This window comes from Curtobacterium sp. MCJR17_020, assembly GCF_003234365.2.
Classification (GTDB): Bacteria; Actinomycetota; Actinomycetes; order Actinomycetales; family Microbacteriaceae; genus Curtobacterium.
Window position 1 is genome coordinate 1,034,247 of the sequence record NZ_CP126260.1, and the last position, 19,600, is coordinate 1,053,846.

At 72.1% G+C, this 19,600-nt stretch carries 13 protein-coding genes and 1 tRNA gene; 9 read left to right on the forward strand and 5 right to left on the reverse strand.

Annotated features, from left to right (window positions below):
- Entirely contained in the window at positions 1-717 is a 717-nt protein-coding gene (locus DEJ14_RS04995; RefSeq protein WP_235035842.1) for a ferritin-like fold-containing protein, read from the forward strand.
- On the opposite strand, the gene DEJ14_RS05000 is transcribed toward DEJ14_RS04995, so the two are convergent.
- Complete coding sequence (locus DEJ14_RS05000; RefSeq protein ID WP_111084997.1) at positions 714-1,010, reverse strand: hypothetical protein; 297 nt, start codon at positions 1,008-1,010, stop codon at positions 714-716. The genes DEJ14_RS04995 and DEJ14_RS05000 overlap by 4 nt on opposite strands.
- Positions 1,011-1,014: 4 nt before the next feature.
- Positions 1,015-1,239 (reverse strand): DUF3107 domain-containing protein, encoded by a 225-nt coding sequence (locus DEJ14_RS05005; RefSeq protein ID WP_111084998.1) that lies wholly within the window; start codon positions 1,237-1,239, stop codon positions 1,015-1,017.
- Positions 1,240-1,366: 127 nt separating this feature from the next.
- Here DEJ14_RS05005 and DEJ14_RS05010 point away from each other — a divergent pair, with 127 nt between their 5' ends.
- Positions 1,367-4,522, forward strand: coding sequence for a UrvD/REP family ATP-dependent DNA helicase (locus DEJ14_RS05010; protein WP_181437482.1), 3,156 nt, complete (start codon positions 1,367-1,369; stop codon positions 4,520-4,522).
- Positions 4,519-7,776 carry an ATP-dependent helicase gene (locus DEJ14_RS05015; RefSeq protein WP_258373233.1) on the forward strand — a complete coding sequence of 1,086 codons (3,258 nt, stop codon included), beginning with the start codon at positions 4,519-4,521 and terminating at the stop codon, positions 7,774-7,776. Before DEJ14_RS05010 ends, DEJ14_RS05015 begins: the two co-directional genes overlap by 4 nt.
- A 199-nt stretch (positions 7,777-7,975) precedes the next feature.
- On the opposite strand, the gene DEJ14_RS05020 is transcribed toward DEJ14_RS05015, so the two are convergent.
- Positions 7,976-8,974 (reverse strand): phosphotransferase, encoded by a 999-nt coding sequence (locus DEJ14_RS05020; RefSeq protein WP_111085000.1) that lies wholly within the window; start codon positions 8,972-8,974, stop codon positions 7,976-7,978.
- Positions 8,975-9,091: 117 nt separating this feature from the next.
- Between DEJ14_RS05020 and nudC the strand changes: the two genes are divergently transcribed.
- Positions 9,092-10,027 carry an NAD(+) diphosphatase gene (nudC, locus tag DEJ14_RS05025; protein ID WP_111085001.1) on the forward strand — a complete coding sequence of 312 codons (936 nt, stop codon included), beginning with the start codon at positions 9,092-9,094 and terminating at the stop codon, positions 10,025-10,027.
- A complete protein-coding gene (locus DEJ14_RS05030; RefSeq protein ID WP_258373234.1) occupies positions 10,024-11,760 on the forward strand; it encodes an ATP-dependent helicase in 1,737 nt (578 codons plus the stop codon). Before nudC ends, DEJ14_RS05030 begins: the two co-directional genes overlap by 4 nt.
- Here the strand turns inward: DEJ14_RS05030 and DEJ14_RS05035 are convergent.
- Complete coding sequence (locus DEJ14_RS05035; protein WP_146249719.1) at positions 11,651-12,508, reverse strand: hypothetical protein; 858 nt, start codon at positions 12,506-12,508, stop codon at positions 11,651-11,653. The two genes, DEJ14_RS05030 and DEJ14_RS05035, sit on opposite strands and share 110 nt — an antisense overlap.
- Positions 12,509-12,583: 75 nt before the next feature.
- On the reverse strand, positions 12,584-14,035 hold the full coding sequence (locus DEJ14_RS05040; protein ID WP_111085002.1) for a zinc-dependent metalloprotease: 1,452 nt from the start codon (positions 14,033-14,035) through the stop codon (positions 12,584-12,586).
- Positions 14,036-14,187: 152 nt separating this feature from the next.
- Between DEJ14_RS05040 and DEJ14_RS05045 the strand changes: the two genes are divergently transcribed.
- From DEJ14_RS05045 to DEJ14_RS05060, 4 genes are all read left to right on the forward strand, one after another.
- Complete coding sequence (locus DEJ14_RS05045) at positions 14,188-15,297, forward strand: YlbL family protein (RefSeq protein WP_258373235.1); 1,110 nt, start codon at positions 14,188-14,190, stop codon at positions 15,295-15,297.
- Positions 15,298-15,411: 114 nt separating this feature from the next.
- Complete coding sequence (locus DEJ14_RS05050) at positions 15,412-18,432, forward strand: UPF0182 family membrane protein (RefSeq protein WP_284180371.1); 3,021 nt, start codon at positions 15,412-15,414, stop codon at positions 18,430-18,432.
- A 63-nt stretch (positions 18,433-18,495) separates the two neighbouring features.
- A tRNA-Met gene (locus DEJ14_RS05055) sits at positions 18,496-18,572 on the forward strand.
- Between the two features lie 131 nt (positions 18,573-18,703).
- Positions 18,704-19,588 (forward strand): carbon-nitrogen hydrolase family protein, encoded by an 885-nt coding sequence (locus DEJ14_RS05060; protein ID WP_111085004.1) that lies wholly within the window; start codon positions 18,704-18,706, stop codon positions 19,586-19,588.
- The last annotated feature ends 12 nt before the right edge of the window (positions 19,589-19,600 follow it).

The following is a 19,600-nucleotide window of genomic DNA, read 5'->3' on the forward strand; positions in this document are numbered from 1 at the left end:
GTGGTGTCGTGGTGGAACCGGAAGCGCGCGGCGCAGCTCGCAGCAGCGTGGCTCGCGTCGCGGAACCCGCGCAACGCAAGCCAGGTCAAGCGTCTGGCGCTCGACGACGTCACCCCCGAGCTCGACGTCTACCTGGGCCAGGCCGCGTACCTGCAGCTCTCCGTCTACGAGACGATGGGTCGTGCCGGTGCCTCGGCGCCGACGCTGTCCGGTCGCCTGGTGACCGGTGTGCTCGCGACGACGGCGCTCGACCGGCACCGCACGATCGTCGCCGAGATCGAACGGAACGGTTCGGACCCGGCGGAACTGATGGCGCCGCACCGCGAGGCGATCGACCGGTTCCTCGAGCGCACGAGCGGCGCCGACTGGTACGAGTCGATGCTGACCGGCTACGTCACGGCCGGCATCCTGAACGACCTGTTCGGCAACCTGCTGCGGTCGCTGCCGAACGACGTGCGGCAGCGGTTGCGCTCCGTGTTCGACGCGCGTGAGGAACCCGCGGTCGTCGAGGAACTGACCGCCCGCATCGAGGACGACCCCGAGGTCGGTTCGCGCCTGGCGATGTGGGGTCGACGTCTGGTCGGCGACACCCTGCTCGTGGCACGGTCGGCGCTGGCGTCGCACGCTCGGGAGGACCAGGAGCGGCTCGAGCCGGTCTGGACCGAACTGATCGCGGCGCACACCCGACGGATGGACGCCCTCGGACTGACGGCCTAGGCCCCGCGGGCCTTGAGTCGTTCGTAGTACTCGACGTCGCTCTTGTCGCGGCGCGTCCCGAGCAGCCACTCGACGACGAGGGCGACGACGCCCGCACCGACCAGGGCCACGACCCAGATCCAGGTGGCGTCGTACTGCCATCCGGCCCAGGTCAGTGCCTCCCACAGCACGGCAGCGGCGATGCCGCCCACGGCGGGCCCGATCAGGACGCCACGACTGTCGCGCCACGGCAGGACCACGTGCGCGATCCCGCCGATGATCAGGCCGCCGAGGACGGCGAAGAGCAGTTCCACGTCGTCAGGCGACGAAGCCGATGCGGCGTGCCTCTTCCGCGCCGACCTCGACGTACGCCAGGGCGGCGACCGGAACGATGAAGCGACGGCCCTTCTCGTCCTGGAGCGACAGGTGCGTCGCCTTCGACGCGAGGGCCTCAGACACGGCCTTCTCGATCTCGTCGGCGGTCTGGGCGGTCTCGAACGCGATCTCGCGCGGGCTGTTGATGATGCCGATCTTGATGTCCACGAGCACAGCGTATCCGAGCGGTCCCGGAGGACATCGGACGTTCGCCGCGGGCGCACTCGGCGGCCCGGGTGCGCGCCGCGCCCGCGTCGGGCCGGGTGGTGTCGGCGGTCGTGGGTACCGTACGAGCGTGCCGCAGACCACGCTGACGCCAGCCCCCGCAGACGTCGGCGTCGCACGCGCCCTGGTCGACGACCCGTCCCAGACCGCCGTGCTCGCGCTGCCCGACGGCCGGCACGCGGCGGTCATCGGCGCTCCCGGCACGGGCAAGACGACCACGCTCGCCCGGCTCGTCGCCGACCGGTTGCGCCGACCGGACGCGATCAGCCCCGACGGGCACGCCACCGTGCTGGCGCTGACCTCGTCGCGGACCGCTGCCACCGCCCTGCGTGACCGCCTCGCCGCCGCCGTCGACCGCGTGGTGCCCGGAGCGCTCGCCCGGACCGTGAACTCACTGGCCTTCCAGATCGTCGCGCACGCCGCCGCGGTCCAGGGGCAGGAAGCGCCCACGCTGCTGACCGGTGGCGAGCAGGACCGCATCATCGCCGACCTGCTCGCCGGCCACGAGCTCGACGGCACCGGTCCGGACTGGCCCGAACCCATCACCGCGGTGGTGCGCGAGCGCGCCGGGTTCCGGACCGCGCTGCGCGACGTCATGATGCGTGCGGTCGCGGCGGGCGTCGAGCCCGAGGACATGCGCGAGCTCGGCGACGAGGGCGGTCGACCCGAGTGGCGGGCCGTCGGTGACTTCGTCGACGAGTACCGGGCCTCGGTCACCGCGTTCCGCGCGACCAGCCTCGACTCCGGTGAGCTCGTCGCGTTCGCCACCGCGGCCGTGCTGCGCGGTGAACTGCCTGCGAGCATCGCCGCCCTCGGACTCATCGTGGTCGACGACACCCAGGAACTCGTCGAGGGCGAGGTGGCGCTGCTCGGTGCGCTCGCCCGGTCCGGCGTGCAGGTCGTCGCGTTCGGCGACCCGGACATCGCCGCCTCGGCGTTCCGCGGCGCCGAACCGGACGTGCTCGGGCGCCTGGCCGTCCGGCTCGGCGTGGACCGGGTCGACGAACTCTTCCTCGGCACCGTGCACCGGTACCCCGCGCCGATCCGGTCGTTGGTCTCCGGGATCACGGGGCGCATCGGCACGGCAGCGGCCGGCCGGCAGCGCGCGGCGACGGCGAGTGACGAGGACGCCCGAGCCGACGCCGTCGTGCACCTCGAGGCGGCGAGCCGGTCGGCGCTGCTCGTGGCCGTCGCGCGGAGGCTCCGGGAGCACCGCCTGCTCGACGGTGTGCCGTGGCACCGGATGGCCGTCGTCACCCGCAGCGGCGCCGCGATCCCCGAGCTCGTGCGTGCGCTCTCGGTGGCCGAGGTCCCCGCGACCGCCGGTGCCGCGCCCGTCCGCCCCCGTGACGACTCGGCGGCGCGGGCGCTGCTCGACGCCGCGGCGGTCGCCCTCGGGGTCCTGCCCCTCGACGCCGCCCTGGCCACGGCGTTCGCCACCGGGCCGCTCGGCGGGCTCGACACCCTGGCGATGCGCCGGTTGCGGCTCGCCCTGCGGCGTGAAGAGCTCGCGGGTGACGGCACCCGCACGGCCGACGAACTCCTGATCGACGCGCTCGGTGCTCCGGAACGTCTGGCCACGGTCGACGCCGGCTTCGCCAGACGGGCGACCCGACTCGCACGCAGCCTGGTGCGGGCACACGCCGACGCCGAGGCCGGATCGAGCATCGAGGAGATCCTCTGGGGCCTGTGGGAGCGCAGCGGCCTCGCGAAGTCGTGGGGCGGGCAGTCCGCAGCCGGCGGCGTCGGAGCGGGCGAGGCGGACCGGCACCTCGACGCGGTCGTCGGCCTGTTCACCGCCGCCAAGCGGTTCGTCGAACGGACCCCGGACGCCCCGGCCCGCGTGTTCGTCGACGACCTGCTCGGGGCCGACCTGCCCGAGGACTCGATCGGCCCCGATCGCACCGCCGGCCGCGTCCGGGTGCTCACCCCCTCGGCGACCATCGGACTCGAGTGCGACGTCGTCGTGGTGCTCGGACTGCAGGACGGCGTGTGGCCGAACACCCGGGTGCGCGGAAGTCTGCTCGACCCGGACGGCCTGGTCCGTGCGGCGTCGGGGGCCGAGCGATCGCCGATCGACGACCGCGCCGCGGTGGTCGCCGACGAACTCCGACTGTTCGCCCGCGCCGCCTCCCGCGCGACCACGCAGGTCGTGATCGGCACCGTCGCCAACGACGACGAGTCCCCGTCGCCGTTCGTCCGCCTGGTGCCGGTGCCGCCGGACCGGCAGCCGACCGTGCACCCCCTGTCCCTGCGTGGGCTGGCCGGGTCCCTGCGCCGGCGGGTCGTCCTGTCCGGCGACCACGAGGCCGCATCGGCGCTGGCCCGCCTGGCCGAAGCCGAGGTCCCCGGGGCCGCACCGGACGACTGGTACGGCCTCGCCGAGCCCACCACCGACGAGCCGCTGGTCGACCTCGACGCCGACCCGGCCCCCGAGGTCGAGGGCGGCGAACCCGTCGCGCCGACCGTGTCCGTCTCGCCGTCGCGCATCGGCACGTTCGAGGAGTGCCCCGTGCACTGGTTCGTGCAGACCTTCGGCGGCGGCGCACCGAGTCCGGCGATGGGGATCGGCACGATCGTGCACGAGGCGATGGAGCACGCGACCGAGATCGACGTCGAGTCGCTGTGGGAGCGGGTCGAGGCCCGGTGGGACGAACTGACCTTCGAGTCGCCGTGGGTGGCCGATCGAGAGCGCGCGCGCACCCGCCGCATGATCGAGGGGCTCAGCGACTACCTGCGGACCTTCGCAGGGGCGGGCCGTCGGCTGCTCGGCGCCGAGACCTCGTTCGCCCTCGTCACGGGTCCCGCCCGGATGCGCGGCAGCATCGACCGCATCGAGGTCGACCCCGAGGGCCGTGTGAGCGTCGTGGACCTAAAGACCGGACGCTCGATGCCGAGCGAGAAGAACGACATGCCGGAACACCCGCAGCTCGGCGCGTACCAGCTGGCGATCGAGGACGGCGCGGTCGAGGGCGTGCCCGCCGGCTCGGTGATGACGGACGCCCGACTGGTGTTCGTGCAGAACCCCCGTGGCGGGCACGCCTACTCGGAGCGCACCCAGCACGCGTTCGACGCCGAGGCGCGCGACGCCTACCGGGAGCGCCTGCACGGGGTCGCGCGCGGCATGGCCGGACGGACCTTCCTGGCGAACGTGGACGACCACTGCGAGAAGGCCCGGACCGGCGTCGAGTGCCGCATCCACGTGGTCTCGGAGGTGACCTGGTGACCGACACGACCGACACGACGGGCACGACCGACACGACCGACGTCGTCGTCTCGCCCGCGATCCGGCACGGCGCCGACGCCATCGCCGACGCCCTCGGCCGCCCGCGCCCGACCGCACAGCAGCGCGCCGTCATCGAGTCCCCGCTCGCCCCCGCCCTGGTCGTCGCCGGAGCCGGCAGCGGCAAGACCGAGACGATGGCGTCGCGGGTGGTCTGGCTGCTCGCGAACGGCATGGTCCGCCCCGACGAGGTCCTCGGTCTGACCTTCACCCGCAAGGCCGCCGGCGAGCTCTCGGTGCGCATCAACGACCGCATCCGTGCGCTCGAGGACGTCGGCCTGATCACCCCGGGCGACGCCTTCGAAGCGCCCACGGTCTCGACCTACAACGCGTTCGCGAACGCCGTCTTCCGCGAGAACGCCCTGCTCGTCGGGCGCGACGGCGAGTCCCAGGTCCTGACCGAACCGTCCGCCTGGCAGCTGGCCCGCCGCGTCGTGGTGGCCGCGCGTGACGACCGACTGGCCGGACTCGACCGCGACGTCGACACCCTCACCGCGGCCGTCGTGGCGCTCGCCGGGGCCACGTCCGAGCACCTCGTCGAACCGGAGGACCTCCGCCGGTTCGCCGTCGAGTTCTCCGACCTGCTCGAACTGCCCGGCAACCGGGGCAAGCCGTACAAGGCGATCACCGACGCCGTCGCCGCGATCGGTGCGCTGGAGCCCCTGGCCGACCTGGTCGCGGAGTTCCGGCGGCAGAAGGTCGACCGCGGCTTCGTCGAGTTCTCCGACCAGATCGCCCTGGCGCTCGCCGCGGCCGAGTCCGCGCCGCGGGTGGTCACGGACCTGCGGCAGCGGTTCGGCGTCGTGCTGCTCGACGAGTACCAGGACACCTCGGTGGTGCAGACCCGGTTCCTCGCCCGGCTGTTCCGCGGGCACTCGGTGATGGCCGTGGGCGACCCGCACCAGTCGATCTACGGGTTCCGCGGTGCGAGCGCCGCGAACCTCGCACGCTTCCCCCACGACTTCGGGGGCACCGAGCCGGATGCGGTCCGGCCCGTGACGTTCGCGCTGTCGACGAGCTGGCGGAACCCGGTCGACGTCCTCGCGGGGGCGAACGCGATCGTGGCGCCGCTGTCCGAGGCGTCCGAGGTCGACGTCGAGCGCCTGTCACCGCGACCCGGTGCGGACGCCGGGACGGTCCGGGCGGTGTTCCCGGAGACCCTGCCGGAAGAGGCCGACCAGGTCGCCGCGTGGTTCCAGGACCACCGGAAGCGGAACCCGACCGGGTCGATGGCCCTGCTGCTCCGCGCTCGCAAGGACCTGGCGTCGTTCACCGCGGCGCTCGGAGCGCGCGCGGTGCCCTTCCACGTGCTCGGCACCGGGGGCCTGCTCCAGCGTCCCGAGATCGTGGACCTGGTCGCCTGCCTGCGGGTGCTGCACGACCCGGCTGCCGGCAACGACCTCATCCGGTTGCTCGCGGGAGCACGGTGGCGGGTGGGCGCCGCGGACGTCGTCGCCCTGCACCACCTCGCGCGGTGGCTGTTCCAGCGCGACCACACGCAGCAGCGGCTCGACGACGAACTGACGGCGGCGTTCCGCGCCTCGGTGGCTGCGGGGGAGCACGGTTCGATCGTCGACGCCCTGGACTTCGTGGCGACCGCACCGGACGAGCACGGCGCGCTCGAGGGCATCACGCCCGCCGGCCGCAGCCGGATGCGGGCGCTCGGCACGCAGCTCGCGATGCTGCGGTCGCGGGCCGGCAGTGACCTGGTCGACTTCGTGACGCTCGTGGTGCAGGAGATGCGGCTCGACATCGAGGTCGCGGCGCACGAGCAGGGCAGCGGGGCGTACCTCGACGCCTTCATCGACGAGCTCGCCGGGTTCGTGTCCACCGACGACCGTGCCGACCTCGGCTCCTTCCTGGGGTGGATCGACGCCGCCGCCCGTCGTGACGACATGGGCCCGCGTTCCGAGGAACCCGAAGCGGGCACGGTCCAGATCCTGACGATCCACGGGTCGAAGGGCCTCGAGTGGGACGCCGTCGCGGTGCCGCGCATGGTCGAGGGCGGACTGCCCGCCCGGCCGCAGGAGGGCTCGTCCGGATGGCTCGGCTTCGGCCGTCTGCCGTACGAGTTCCGCGGGGACGGTGCCGAGCTGCCGGGCCTGGCGTGGCGTGGGCAGGAGACCCAGAAGGACGTCACGACCGCGATCGATGCCTTCAAGGAGCAGGTGAAGGCCCGCAACGAGGACGAGGAACGCCGACTCACGTACGTCGCGCTGACCCGTGCCCGCCACGACCTGCTCGTGTCCGGTTCGTTCTGGGCCGGCGGCGTGCGCCCCACCGAGCCGAGCCGGTACCTGCACGACCTGGTCGAGGCCGGGGTCGTCGACGGCACCGCGATCCCGGAGACCACCGTGCACGAGGAGAACCCCCTCGGCGAGGACGGCGCCCAGCAGCTCTGGCCGCACGTGCCGTTCGGGCAGCGGGCGCCCCGGGTGCTGGCGGCGGCCGAGCGGGTGCGGAACGCCAACCCCGGTGCGTCGGGCCGGTACGCGGCCGACATCGACCTGCTGCTCGCCGAACGACGCGCGACCCGGAACGCGAAGCACGCGGTCGTGGTCCCGCACCGCGTGCCGGCGTCCGGCTTCAAGGACTACCTGACCGAGCCGGACAAGGTGGCCGACCGCCTGCGTCGGCCGATGCCGGAGCGTCCGTACCGAGCGACCCGGCTCGGCACGCTCTTCCACCAGTGGGTGGAGCAGCGTGCCCGCACGGGCGGGTCGCTCGAGACCCTCGACGTGTGGGGCGACGAGCTCGACCTCGACGCCGACGACCTGGTCGACGCCTCGACGGACGCCGTGGTCACGGACGACGACGCCCGACGGCTGGCGGACTTCCAGGCCACCTTCGCCCGCTCACGGTGGGCCGGCCGCACGCCGGTGGAGGTCGAGCGGGAGATCCACATCCCGTTCCTCGGGCACAGCGTCGTCTGCAAGCTCGACGCCGTCTACGAGATCGACGGGCGTGCCGAGGTCGTCGACTGGAAGACGGGCAAGGCGCCGACCGGTGCCGACGACCTGGCCCGACGGACGCTGCAGCTCGCCCTGTACCGGGTGGCGTACGCCGAGTTCACCGGTCGACCGCTCGACCAGGTCGATGCCGTGTTCTACTTCGTCGCGGACGACCTCGAGGTGCGTCCGACCGAGCTGCTGGACCGTGCCGGACTCGAGCGCGCCTGGACGGCCGCGATCGGGTGACGGGCCACCGAGCCGCCTGGCTGCCGGGTCGCGGCCGTGACCGCCCGACAGACGTGACCGCTCGGCGGAGCGCCCCGCGCCCGTCCGGCGACGCACTGGAGGCCCGGTGCCGGCCCGCCGGACCGGCACCGGGCCTCCAGGCGGTCGCGGACACCGCGTCCCAGGCGACCGACGTCGGCCGCCCGACCGACGCGTGGGGTCAGCCGTGTCGGCGTTCGGTCGACGACAGCAACTGCTCGACCTCGCCGATCTCCATCGTCTCGGGGGACACCGACTGCAGCGGCTCCGCGCTCGGCGCGTGCACCGCGTCGACCAGCCGGTGCATCATCGCGACCGCGTCGTCGACGACCTCGGTGCTCTTCGCCTGCACGCCGTGCAGCAGCCAGTGCGCCGTCTCGAGTTCGTGGTGCACGCGGGCGCGCTGCGCGAGCTGACGGTCGCGGCCGCCGCCGTTCGCCTCGTAGGCGCTCAGGACGGTGTCGAAGGCGTCGCGTCGGCCGGCGAGCACCCAGGCGAGGTCCTTCGCCGGGTCGCCGAGTCGGAGCTCGCCCCAGTCGAGGATCCCGCTGACGGCGTCGCCGTCGACGAGCAGCACGCCGGTGCCGATCGATCCGTGCACGACGGTCGGGGTGAACTGCCACAGCTGCTGGTCGCGCGCGGCACCCTCCCACCGTTCGACCAGGGCGGCGGGCACGAGCTTGGTGGCGACGACGCGGTCCATCACGGACACGGCGGAGCGCAGCACCTCGAACGGGGTGAGCGACGGCAGGCCGGCGTCGGAGACGAAGCTCGTCGGCAGCTGGTGGATCGCGGCGAGGGCGCGGCCCACGCTCGTGGCGAGCTCGGGGCGCTCGGCGAACGACGCGAGCGTCGGGTGCGCGCCCGGCAGACGGGTGGTGACGATGGCGCGGGTCGATCCGATCGGCGCCTGACCGCGGTACTCGGCCACACCGAACGGGAGGCGCGTGCGGATCCCGGCGCTCAGCGCACGGATCGCGACGAGGTCGGCCGACTGCCGGGCTTCCGCCCGCTGGTTCCGGGGACGTCGGATGACCGTCTCGGCGCCGTCGGCGTCGCGGAGGAGAGCCGACTCGTAGTCGCCGGCCGCGGCCGAGCCGAGCGTGCGCGTGCCCGTGACGACGAGACCGGGCACGGCCGTCGTCGCCAACGCGGCTAGAGTGAACTGGGATCCCGCCATGCCCCTCAGGGTAGGTGCGTGACGCCTGCACCGGTGCACGCCACGCTGTTCCCGAAGCCTTCCCAGCACGCCTTGCCCGCAGGCCTCGCCTGCACCTGAACCGAGGAGCCCTCTGCCGTGACCGTCGAGTTCGCCTCCCGGCTCCCGCTGTCCCGCAACGAACTCGACCGCGACGCCGAGTTCCGTACGACGCCGGACCTCGACCGGGTCCTGCGCGAGGACTCCGCGACCCGGTACCTGCCGGTGCACGGCTCGGAGATGCTCCGGAACGCCGACGGCACCCTGCGGTTCGTGACCGCTGCCGACGTGCCGGACGGCACCGTGACGCTGTACCTCGGCCGCGCCGTGTCCGACGCTGCCGACGCCCCCGCCGGCACCCGCTTCGTCGCGGCCCTCGTCGACGACGCCACGGCGTCGGCCATCGAACCGTCCGACGACGCGTGGGAGAGCCTGCGCATGTTCGGCACCGAGCTGTCCCCGCGCGACCAGGGCCTGGCGGTCGAGGCCGTGGCGATGGCGAACTGGCACGCCGTCCACGGCTTCTCGCCCCGCACCGGGTCCGCGACCGACGTCGTCACCGGTGGCTGGGTCCGCCGCGACCCCGAAGGACACGAGCACTTCCCGCGCACCGACGCCGCGATCATCGTCGGTGTCGTCGACGCCGACGACCGCATCCTGCTCGGCTCGAACGCCGCGTGGGACGCCGACCGCTACTCGCTGCTCGCCGGGTTCGTCGAACCGGGGGAGTCGCTCGAGGACGCCGTCCGCCGCGAGGTCTTCGAGGAGTCCGGCGTGCACGTCGAGGAGCCCGAGTACCTCGGCTCGCAGCCGTGGCCGTTCCCCGCGTCGCTGATGGTCGGCTTCCGTGCCCGTGCGGTGGACGGCGACCCGTCGACCGCGCGGCCCGACGGCGTCGAGATCCTCGACGTGCGCTGGTTCTCGCGCGAGGACATCCGGGAGCGTGCGGGGGACACCCTGCTGCTGCCGGGTCGGACCTCGATCGCCCGCGCCATCATCGAGGAGTGGTACGGCGGGCCGCTGGACCTGCCGTGAGCGGGGTGCCCGAGGTCCGTCCGCCGTCGCCCGATGAACTCCTCGCCGCTCTCGACACCGAGCAACGCACCGTCGCCCGGACCCTGCTCGGCCCCGTCGCGGTCCTGGCGGGCGCCGGCACCGGCAAGACCCGTGCGATCACCCACCGCATCGCCTACGGCGTCGCGACCGGCACCTACGCACCGAACCACGTCCTCGCGCTGACGTTCACCACCCGCGCCGCCGGGGAGCTGCGGTCGCGGCTCCGCTCACTCGGCGCCGGCACGGTGCAGGCGCGGACCTTCCACGCCGCGGCGATGGCGCAGCTCAGCTACTTCTGGCCGGACACCGTCGGCGGGCACGCACCGAAGATCGTCGAGTCCAAGGGTCGGATGATCGCGCACGCCGCGGACACCGTCGGCATGTCGGTCGACACCCCGGTGCTGCGCGACCTGGCCGCCGAGGTCGAGTGGCGCAAGGTGCAGATGCTCTCGCTCGAGGAGTACGAGGCCGCCGCCGCCGAACGCGTGATGCCGCGCGACACCTCGCCGCGACGGGTGATCGACCTGATGAAGGCCTACGAGCGCCTGAAGGACGACCGCCGGCAGCTCGACTTCGAGGACGTCCTGCTCGCCACGCTCGGCATGGTCGAGTCGGAGCCGCGGGTGGCGTCCTACGTTCGGCAGCAGTACCGGTTCTTCGTCGTCGACGAGTACCAGGACGTCTCGCCCGTGCAGCACGACCTGCTGCGCGCCTGGTTGGGCGGCCGCGACGACCTGTGCGTCGTCGGCGACGCCAGCCAGACGATCTACTCGTTCGCCGGTGCGTCGAGCGACTACCTGCTCGGCTTCGGCTCGGAGTTCCCCCGCGGCTCGGTCGTGCGGCTCGAGCGGAACTACCGCTCCACCCGCGAGGTCGTGCACGCTGCCAACGCCCTGATGCGCGGGCAACCGGGCGCGCTCGACCTGGTCGCCCAGACGGAAGAGCCCGGCCCCGACCCCGTCGTGGTGCCGTGCGTGCACGACGGCGACGAGGCGCAGACCATCGCTCGACGGATCGCGGAACTCGTCGCCGGCGGAGCGTCGTACGGCGACTGCGCGGTGCTGTTCCGCGTCGGCGCCCAGTCCGCGGCCCTCGAGTCCGCACTCGGCCGCAACGGCATCCCCTACCGGGTGCAGGGCGGCACGCGCTTCTTCAACCGGCCCGAGGTGAAGCTCGCGGTGCACCACATGCGCGGCGAGGCGATCCGGCAGACCGACGACGAACTGACCCGCCGTGTCCGCCTCGTGCTGCAGGTCAGCGGGTGGACGTCGACCGCCCCCGAGGGCACCGGCGCCGTCCGCGACCAGTGGGAAGCGCTGCAGGCGATCATGGGCCTGGCCGAGGACGCCCCCGCCGGCACGACCATGCAGCAGTTCACCCAGGACCTGGTGGACCGTGCCGCGACCCACCACGAGCCCGAGGTCGACGCCGTGACCCTGGCGACCCTGCACTCGTCCAAGGGGCTCGAGTGGCCGAACGTGGTCATCGCCGGTGCGGCCGAGGGACTCCTGCCGATCTCGCACGCCACCACGGACACCGAGGTCGACGAGGAACGGCGCTTGTTCTACGTCGGCCTGACCCGTGCCCGGCGGACCGTGACGATCACGTGGTCGAGACAGGGTTCCACGCGTGGGGGAGCCCGCGCTCCGAGTCGGTTCCTGGCAGCGCTCGGCACGCGCACCGCGGATGGAGCGGCACCGACCACCGGCTGACGGCCAGGTCGTCGCGGTCGAACACCACCTGGTCCGGGTCGGCACGTTGCGACCGGAGCGGCAGGCGCTGCACGAGCAGCCGGGTGGTGGCCGCGGCCACCGCGGCGGACCGCCACGGTGACAGCGGCGCCGGTGGTCGTCCCCACAGCTGCGACGCGATCGCCGGCCACGCCGGGTCGTCGTCCACGCGTGCGAACTCCGCGCACTGGAGGCACGGGCCGGCCCCCGGGACCACGAACGGCCCGAGGCGGATGCGGCCGTCGCCCACCACCACGGCCAGGTGCGGCACGCCCCTGCGGGTCCAGGCGGCGCGGAGCGCCGGGTCGACGACGTGGTCGGCGACCACCACGGCGAGTCGGGGTTCGTGCTCCGGCAGGTCGACGGGGCCGCCCCGCGGGGACGAGGTCCGGGCGACGGTCACGCCCTCGCCGGACAGGTGCGCCGCGATCGTGTCAGCCAGCACGCCGGCCCCGTGCACCTCGACCCGTTCGAGCGGTTCGGGCAGGACGTCGATCACCGCGGGGGACGCCGCACCGAGCACCCGCGCGGCGACGTCCGGTGGGCAGCCCGAGGTGACGGCGAGGCCGCTCAGGGCCTCGCGCCCCGTCTCACGCCGGAGGGCACTGAGGAACCGTTCCTCGCCCGTGGTCGGGACGTCGACGACGGCACGAGGCGGATCGACCCCGAGCTGCACCGTCGTCGGGTCGCGCCAGACGAACTCGAGTGTCGGATCGATGCGGATGCCCATGACCCCACGGTGCCCGAGTCGGGGGCACGCGTGGGGCCGGGTGGTGGATCTGTGGAGAACTCGGCGGCGCTGGACTCAGCGGGGCTGGTCGCCGGGACGGTCCTCGTCGGTGCCGCTCTCGTCGATGCCCGTTCCGTCCGTACCCGTTCCGTCCGTGCCCGGGGCGCCGTCGTCGATCCGGCCGGACTCGTCCTCGTGCGGACGGGTGCCGGTGGCGTCGTTGAGCAGGTCCTCGAGCGCCTTGTCGAACGCGTCGTCCTCCTCCGTCTGCGCGGGGTTCCGCAGTCGGGCGACCAGGGCGTCCGGCGCGTCGACGTCGTCGGACGTGGGGACCAGGTCGAAGTGCGACCAGAGCGCGTCACGCTGCTCGGCACCGAGCTCGTCCGTCACCCGCTGCCACATCGCGGCGGCCTCGCGCAGACGGCGGGGTCGCAGTTCGAGGCCGACGAGCGTCGCGAACGCGGACTCGGCGGGTCCACCGGCTGCCCGGCGACGGCGGACCATCTCGGCGATGGCGCCGCTCTTCGGGAGCCGGACGGTGGCGGCGGCGGTGACCGTGTCGACCCAGCCCTCGACGAGCGCGAGCATGGTCTCGAGTCGTGCCAGCGCGGCGTCCTGCTCGGGGGTGCGTGGCGGGATGAGTGCACCCGAGGCGAGCGCGTCCCGCAGCTGCTCCTGGTTGGTCGGGTCGATGTCCGCGGCGAGCTCCTCGACGCGGTCGAAGGGGATGTGGATGCCCCGGGCGTAGTCCGTGATCGACGAGATGATGTGCAGTCGCAGCCACCGCGCCGAGCGGAAGAGCCGTGCGTGGGCGAGTTCGCGGACCGCCAGGTAGATGCGGACCTCGTCCTCGGAGACGTCGAGTCCCTCGGCGAACTCGGCCACGTTCTGCGGCAGGAGTGCAGCGACCTGCTCGTCCAGCAGCGGGACACCGACGTCGCCGCCGGACACGACCTCCTTCGACAGCTGACCGACGACCTGGCCGAGCTGGATGGCGAAGAGGGCACCGCCGACACCGCGCATCGCCTTCGAGACGTCGCCGAGCATCGCCTTGAGTTCTTCCGGAGCACGCTGGTCGATGGCCTCGGTCAGCGCATCGGCGATGCTGAACGCGACGGGCTCGGCGATCTGGGTCCACACCGGAACCGTCGCCTTCGCCCACTGCTCCCGCGTGTACAGGCTCGGGGTGGCGGTGAGCTCGGCCACGGTCGTGACCTCGTCCAACCAGAGGGCGGCGACCTGGAACGCCTGGTCGGCCGCCTGCGACGCCACCGGGTCGACGGCGTGGCCGCCTTCACGGGCGATCGCGGTGGCGCGCTCGGCGGTCGCGGAGAAGTCGATGCCGTCGCCGCCGGACTGCGCGGCCCGCTGCAGCTGGCTCATCAGGTTCGCGACGAAGGCCGGGTCGTTCGGCAGGCCGGCCGCACCGGCGAGCTGCGACGGGTCGATCTGGCCCTCGCCCGAGAGCAGCTTGCGCAGCATCTCCTGGAAGTCGTCGTCCGGCCCCGGCTGTGGTTCATCAGGCATGCCGACTACGCTAATCGCTGCTCACGGGGCCGCACCTGGGATGCCCCCGTGGGAACGCCCGAACCGCTGCGCCGAGGGCGAACAGTCCCGCCGCACGGCGAGGACGACCGCCCCGCCGTCAGGCCCGGCGACCGCCCCTGGAAGGACCCCGCGTGACCCTCTTCACCCCCGCGCCCCGTCGTCGTTCGCGTGCCAGGACCGTCGGGTGGGCGTTCGTGATCGGTGCCGTCGTGCTGGGGATCCTGGCGAGCGTGCTGCCGAGCCCGTACCTGATCGAGGTCCCCGGACCGGTCTACAACACCATCGGGACCCAGAAGCAGGGGACGGGCAAGGACGCGAAGGACGTCAAGCTGATCCAGGTCTCCGGGCACGAGACCTACCCCACCGCCGGAGCGCTCGACATGCTGACGGTCGGCATCCAGGGCGACGCGACGAACCGTCCGTCCTGGACCAGCGTCGTCCGGGCGATCTTCACGAAGTCCGAGGCCGTGATCCCGGTCGAGGCGATCTACCCGACCGGCACCACGACCGAGCAGGTGAACCAGCAGGACTCCGCCGACATGCAGGCGTCGCAGCAGTCCGCCGTGGCGGCAGCACTGATCCAGCAGGGGAACGACCTGCCGACCGAACTCGAGGTCGGTACCGTGCAGCCCGGCTCGGCTGCCGACGGTCCGATCGAGAAGGGCGACGTCATCACGGCCTTCGACGGCACCTCGCTCACGACGAACGCCGACGCCACCTCGCTGCGGGAGCTCGTCGCGAAGCACGGCACGTCGACCCCGGCCACCGTCACCATCGAGCGCGACGGTGCGACGAAGGACGTCCGGGTGACCCCGCGCGACGAGCAGGGCACCGCGCTCCTGGGCGTCGGCGTCACGGAGAAATACGACTTCCCGTTCGACGTCTCGATCAAGCTACAGGACGTCGGCGGCCCCTCTGCCGGCATGATGTTCGCGCTCGGGATCATCGACGAGATCACGCCCGGCAAGCTCAACGGCGGCAAGCACGTCGCGGGGACGGGCACGATCACCGCCGACGGCGAGGTCGGAGCCATCGGCGGCATCCGGCAGAAGCTCTACGGAGCGCGGGAAGCGGGGGCGACGGTGTTCCTCGCCCCGGCCGACAACTGCGACGAGGTCGTCGGGCACGTGCCGGACGGGCTCGACGTCTACAAGGTGTCGACGCTCGACCAGGCCGTCACCGACCTGCAGACCATCGCCGACGGGAAGAGCACCGCGAAGCTCGCCCGCTGCGGTTCCTGACCGGGATCCTGAGTCCTCGCACAGTTTCACAGTCCGCCCGGTCCAATAGGATCAGTGCACTGACGGCCCGCCGCGAGCCGGGCCCGCCGGTCCGACACGTCTGGAGCACATCAAGTGACGACAACCTCGTCCACCTCGGGGCGGCGTTCGCCGCGGGTCCCGATCGTGGTCACGATCATCGTGCTGGCCGCACTGGTGATCGGCTTCTTCATCTTCGCCAGCCTGTACACCGACTACGCGTGGTTCGCGCAGCTCGGGTTCCAGCAGGTCCTCACGACGCGGTGGATCGCAGGGACCCTGATGTTCCTCGCGGGCTTCCTGGGCATGGCGGTGCCCGTCTTCCTGAGCATCGGGCTGGCCTTCCGGTACCGCCCGGTCTACGCGAAGCTCAACTCGCAGCTGGACCGGTACCAGCAGGTCATCGAACCGCTGCGTCGCGCCGTCATGATCGGCATCCCGGTGGTGCTCGGCATCTTCGCCGGGCTGTCCACCTCGGGGCGCTGGAGCATGGTGCTCGAGTACTTCAACCGGACCCCGTTCGGCAAGACGGATCCGCAGTTCGGCCTGGACATCGGCTTCTACGTCTTCGAGCTGCCGTTCTGGCGCTCGATCGTGGCGTACTCGTCGGCCGTGGTGCTGATCGCGGGGCTCGCCGCCCTCGCTGCCTGCTACCTGTACGGCGCGCTGCGCTTCGGGGGACGTGAAGTCCGGATCTCCCGTGCCGCGCGCATCCAGCTCGCCGTCACCGCTGCGCTCTACATCGCGCTGCAGGCGGTCAGCCTGTGGCTCGACCAGTACGCGGCGCTCACCAAGTCGAACTCGCTCATCACCGGTGCGCAGTACACCGAGGTCAACGCGGTCATCCCGGGTCGCGAGATCATGGCGGGCATCGCGGCGATCGTGGCGATCCTCTTCATCGTCACCGCGGTCATCGGCCGCTGGCGCATCTCGATCGTCGGCACCGGCCTGCTGCTCGTCGCCGCGATCGTCATCGGGGGCATCTACCCCTGGATCGTCCAGCGCCTGCAGGTCAAGCCCTCGGAGCGTACCTACGAGTCCGCGTACATCGAGCGGAACATCAAGGCCACGCGTGACGCCTACGGTGTCTCCGACGTCAAGGAACAGAACTACGACGCCACGACCGAGGCCAGCTCCGGCGCCCTCGCTCAGGACGCCCAGACGACGGCGAACATCCGCCTCATCGACCCGAAGATCGTCTCCGACACCTTCAGCCAGCTGCAGCAGTACCGGCAGTACTACCAGTTCCCGGACGAGCTCGACGTCGACCGCTACGACGTCAAGGGCGAGACCGAGGACACCGTCATCGCGGTGCGCGACATCGACCTCGACGGCCTGAGCTCGGCCGCGAACACCCAGTACAACCGGGCGTTCGTGTACACCCACGGGTACGGCGTGACCGCGGCCTTCGGCAACCAGCGCGCGAGCGACGGCAAGCCGGTCTTCCTCGAGTCGGGGATCCCCTCGAACGGTGCGCTGGGTGACTTCCAGCAGCGCGTCTACTTCGGCGAGACCTCGCCGGCGTACTCGATCGTCGGCGCGCCGAAGGGCTCGAAGGACGTCGAGCTCGACTACCCGTCCGGATCCGACGACGACAACGGCGGCAACGCCACCACGACGTACTCCGGCGACGGCGGACCGAGTGTGGGCAACTTCTTCAACCGACTCGTCTATGCAGCGAAGTTCCAGTCGGAGCAGGTCCTGCTGTCGGACGCGGTCAACAAGGACTCGCAGATCCTCTACGACCGCGACCCGATCACGCGCGTGCAGAAGGTGGCTCCGTACCTGACGGTCGACAGCGACGCCTACCCGGCGATCGTCGACCACCGCATCCAGTGGGTCGTCGACGGCTACACGACGAGCGATGCCTACCCGTACTCGCAGAGCCAGAGCCTGTCGGACAGCATCGCCGGTTCGGAGTCCTCGGCGTACCGCACGGACCAGGTCAACTACATCCGCAACTCGGTGAAGGCCACGGTCGACGCCTACACGGGCAAGGTGACCCTCTACGCGTGGGACACCAAGGACCCGGTGCTGAAGACGTGGGAGAAGATCTTCCCGACGTCGGTGAAGTCGGTGTCGAGCATGAGCGCCGAGCTGCTGGACCACGTCCGGTACCCGACGGACCTGTTCAAGGTGCAGCGGTCGATTCTCGGCACCTACCACGTGACGAACGCGAACTCGTTCTACTCGGGTGACGACGCGTGGAACACGCCACAGGAACCCACCACCACGGGGTCGACCGACACGGATGCGAGCGCCGCCGACACGTCGACGACCACGAACGCCCTGGGCGCGCAGACGACGACCACGGCGAGCAAGGCGAACCTGCAGGATCCGTACTACCTGACGATGAAGGTGCCGGGGCAGGAGACCGCGTACAACCTGTACACGACCTACATCCCCCAGCAGTCCGCCGGGGCGAACAACCGCAACGTGCTGACCGGGTACCTGGCCGCCGACTCCGACGCAGGAGGTGCGGGCAAGGGCAAGAAGGCGTCGGGCTACGGCAAGCTCACGTTGTTGACGATGCCGAAGACCGACAACATCCCGGGCCCGGCGCAGGTGCAGAACCTGTTCAACTCGGACACCACGGTGTCGCAGGAGCTGAACATCCTGAAGCGCGGCAACTCGACGGTGAAGCAGGGCAACCTGCTCACCCTGCCGGTCGGCGGCGGCTTCCTGTACGTGCAGCCCGTGTACGTGCAGTCGACGTCGAGCGGTTCGTACCCGCTGCTGCAGAAGGTGCTCGTCGCGTTCGGCGACAAGATCGCGTTCGAGGACACGCTCGACGAGGCGCTCAACTCGCTGTTCGGCGGTGACTCGGGTGCTGCTGCCGGAGACTCCGATGCCAGTGGTTCGGGGAGCGACTCCGGTTCGTCCGGGTCGGGCTCGTCCGACTCCGGTTCCGACTCGGGCTCCGGGTCGACCGGCGGCTCGACCGGCTCGGGCACCACGGACAACGACGCACTGCAGCAGGCGCTGTCCGACGCGAACGACGCCCTGCAGGACCGCCAGCAGGCCTACGCCGACAACGACCTGGTCGCTGCAGCCGAGGCCGACAAGCGCCTGCAAGAGGCGATCGAGGCCGCGACCGCAGCCGAAGACGGCAGCTGACACGCCGTGGCGGGGCACACGATTTGTGCCCCGCCACGACCGTGTGTAGGCTATTCAACGTGCCGCGGGGTGGAGCAGTTCGGTAGCTCGCTGGGCTCATAACCCAGAGGTCGTAGGTTCAAATCCTGCCCCCGCAACCAAGCGTCACACGAAAGCCCCGGTCCGAAAGGACCGGGGCTTTCCTCGTTCGTGGACGCATTCCTGGACTCGTGCATGCGGAGCGCACCCGAGGGTGCCGGAGTGCGACGGATCCCGCCGGTACGCTCGGCGGATGGGCACCCTCACGATCGCCGCCGCGCAGTTCGCTCCCGTGGACGACCCGGTGGCCAACCTCGAGACCGTCCGGACCGCGGCAGGCGACGCAGCGGCGCGGGGAGCAGCCCTGCTCGTCACGCCGGAGTACTCGTCGTACTTCACCGCCGACATCGACGACCGGTTCGTCGCCGCAGCGCAACCGTTGGACGGCCCGTTCGTCTCCGGGCTCCGCGACATCGCCCGCGACACCGGACTCGCGCTCGTCGTCGGGATCGCCGAGACGACGGAAGCAGCGACGTCCGACGCAGCAACGTCCGACGCGGTGACCCCGGCAGGCCCCGCGCGGTTCCGCAACACCCTGGTGGCGGTGCTCCCCAGCGGCGAACTCGCGGCGGCCTACCGGAAGGTGCACCTCTACGACGCCTTCGGATCGCGGGAGTCCGACCGCATCGAGTCCGGCGACCCGGAGCAGCTGCCGGTGTTCGAGTTCGAGGGCCTCCGGATCGGACTCGAGACCTGTTACGACCTGCGCTTCCCCGAGGTCACCCGCCGGCTGGCAGCGCCCGAGCACGGTGCGGCCGACGTCGTCGTGCTGCCGGCCGAGTGGGTGCGTGGCCCCGGCAAGGAGCACCACTGGCGGACCCTGCTCACCGCGCGGGCGATCGAGAACACCGTCTGGGTCGTCGGCGTCGGGCAGACGCCGCCGATCGGCATCGGCGCCTCGGTGGTGCTCGACCCCTCCGGCGTCGCTGTGGCGTCGGCAGGCTCCACGCCCGGCACGCTCGTCGCGACCGTCGACACCGCCGTGACCGACGCGGTCCGACAGGTCAACCCGTCGCTGGCACTCCGCCGGTACGACGTCGCGCTGCGCGCCCGGCCTGGAGGCACGGCTCGCCCCTGACCGACAAGTCCC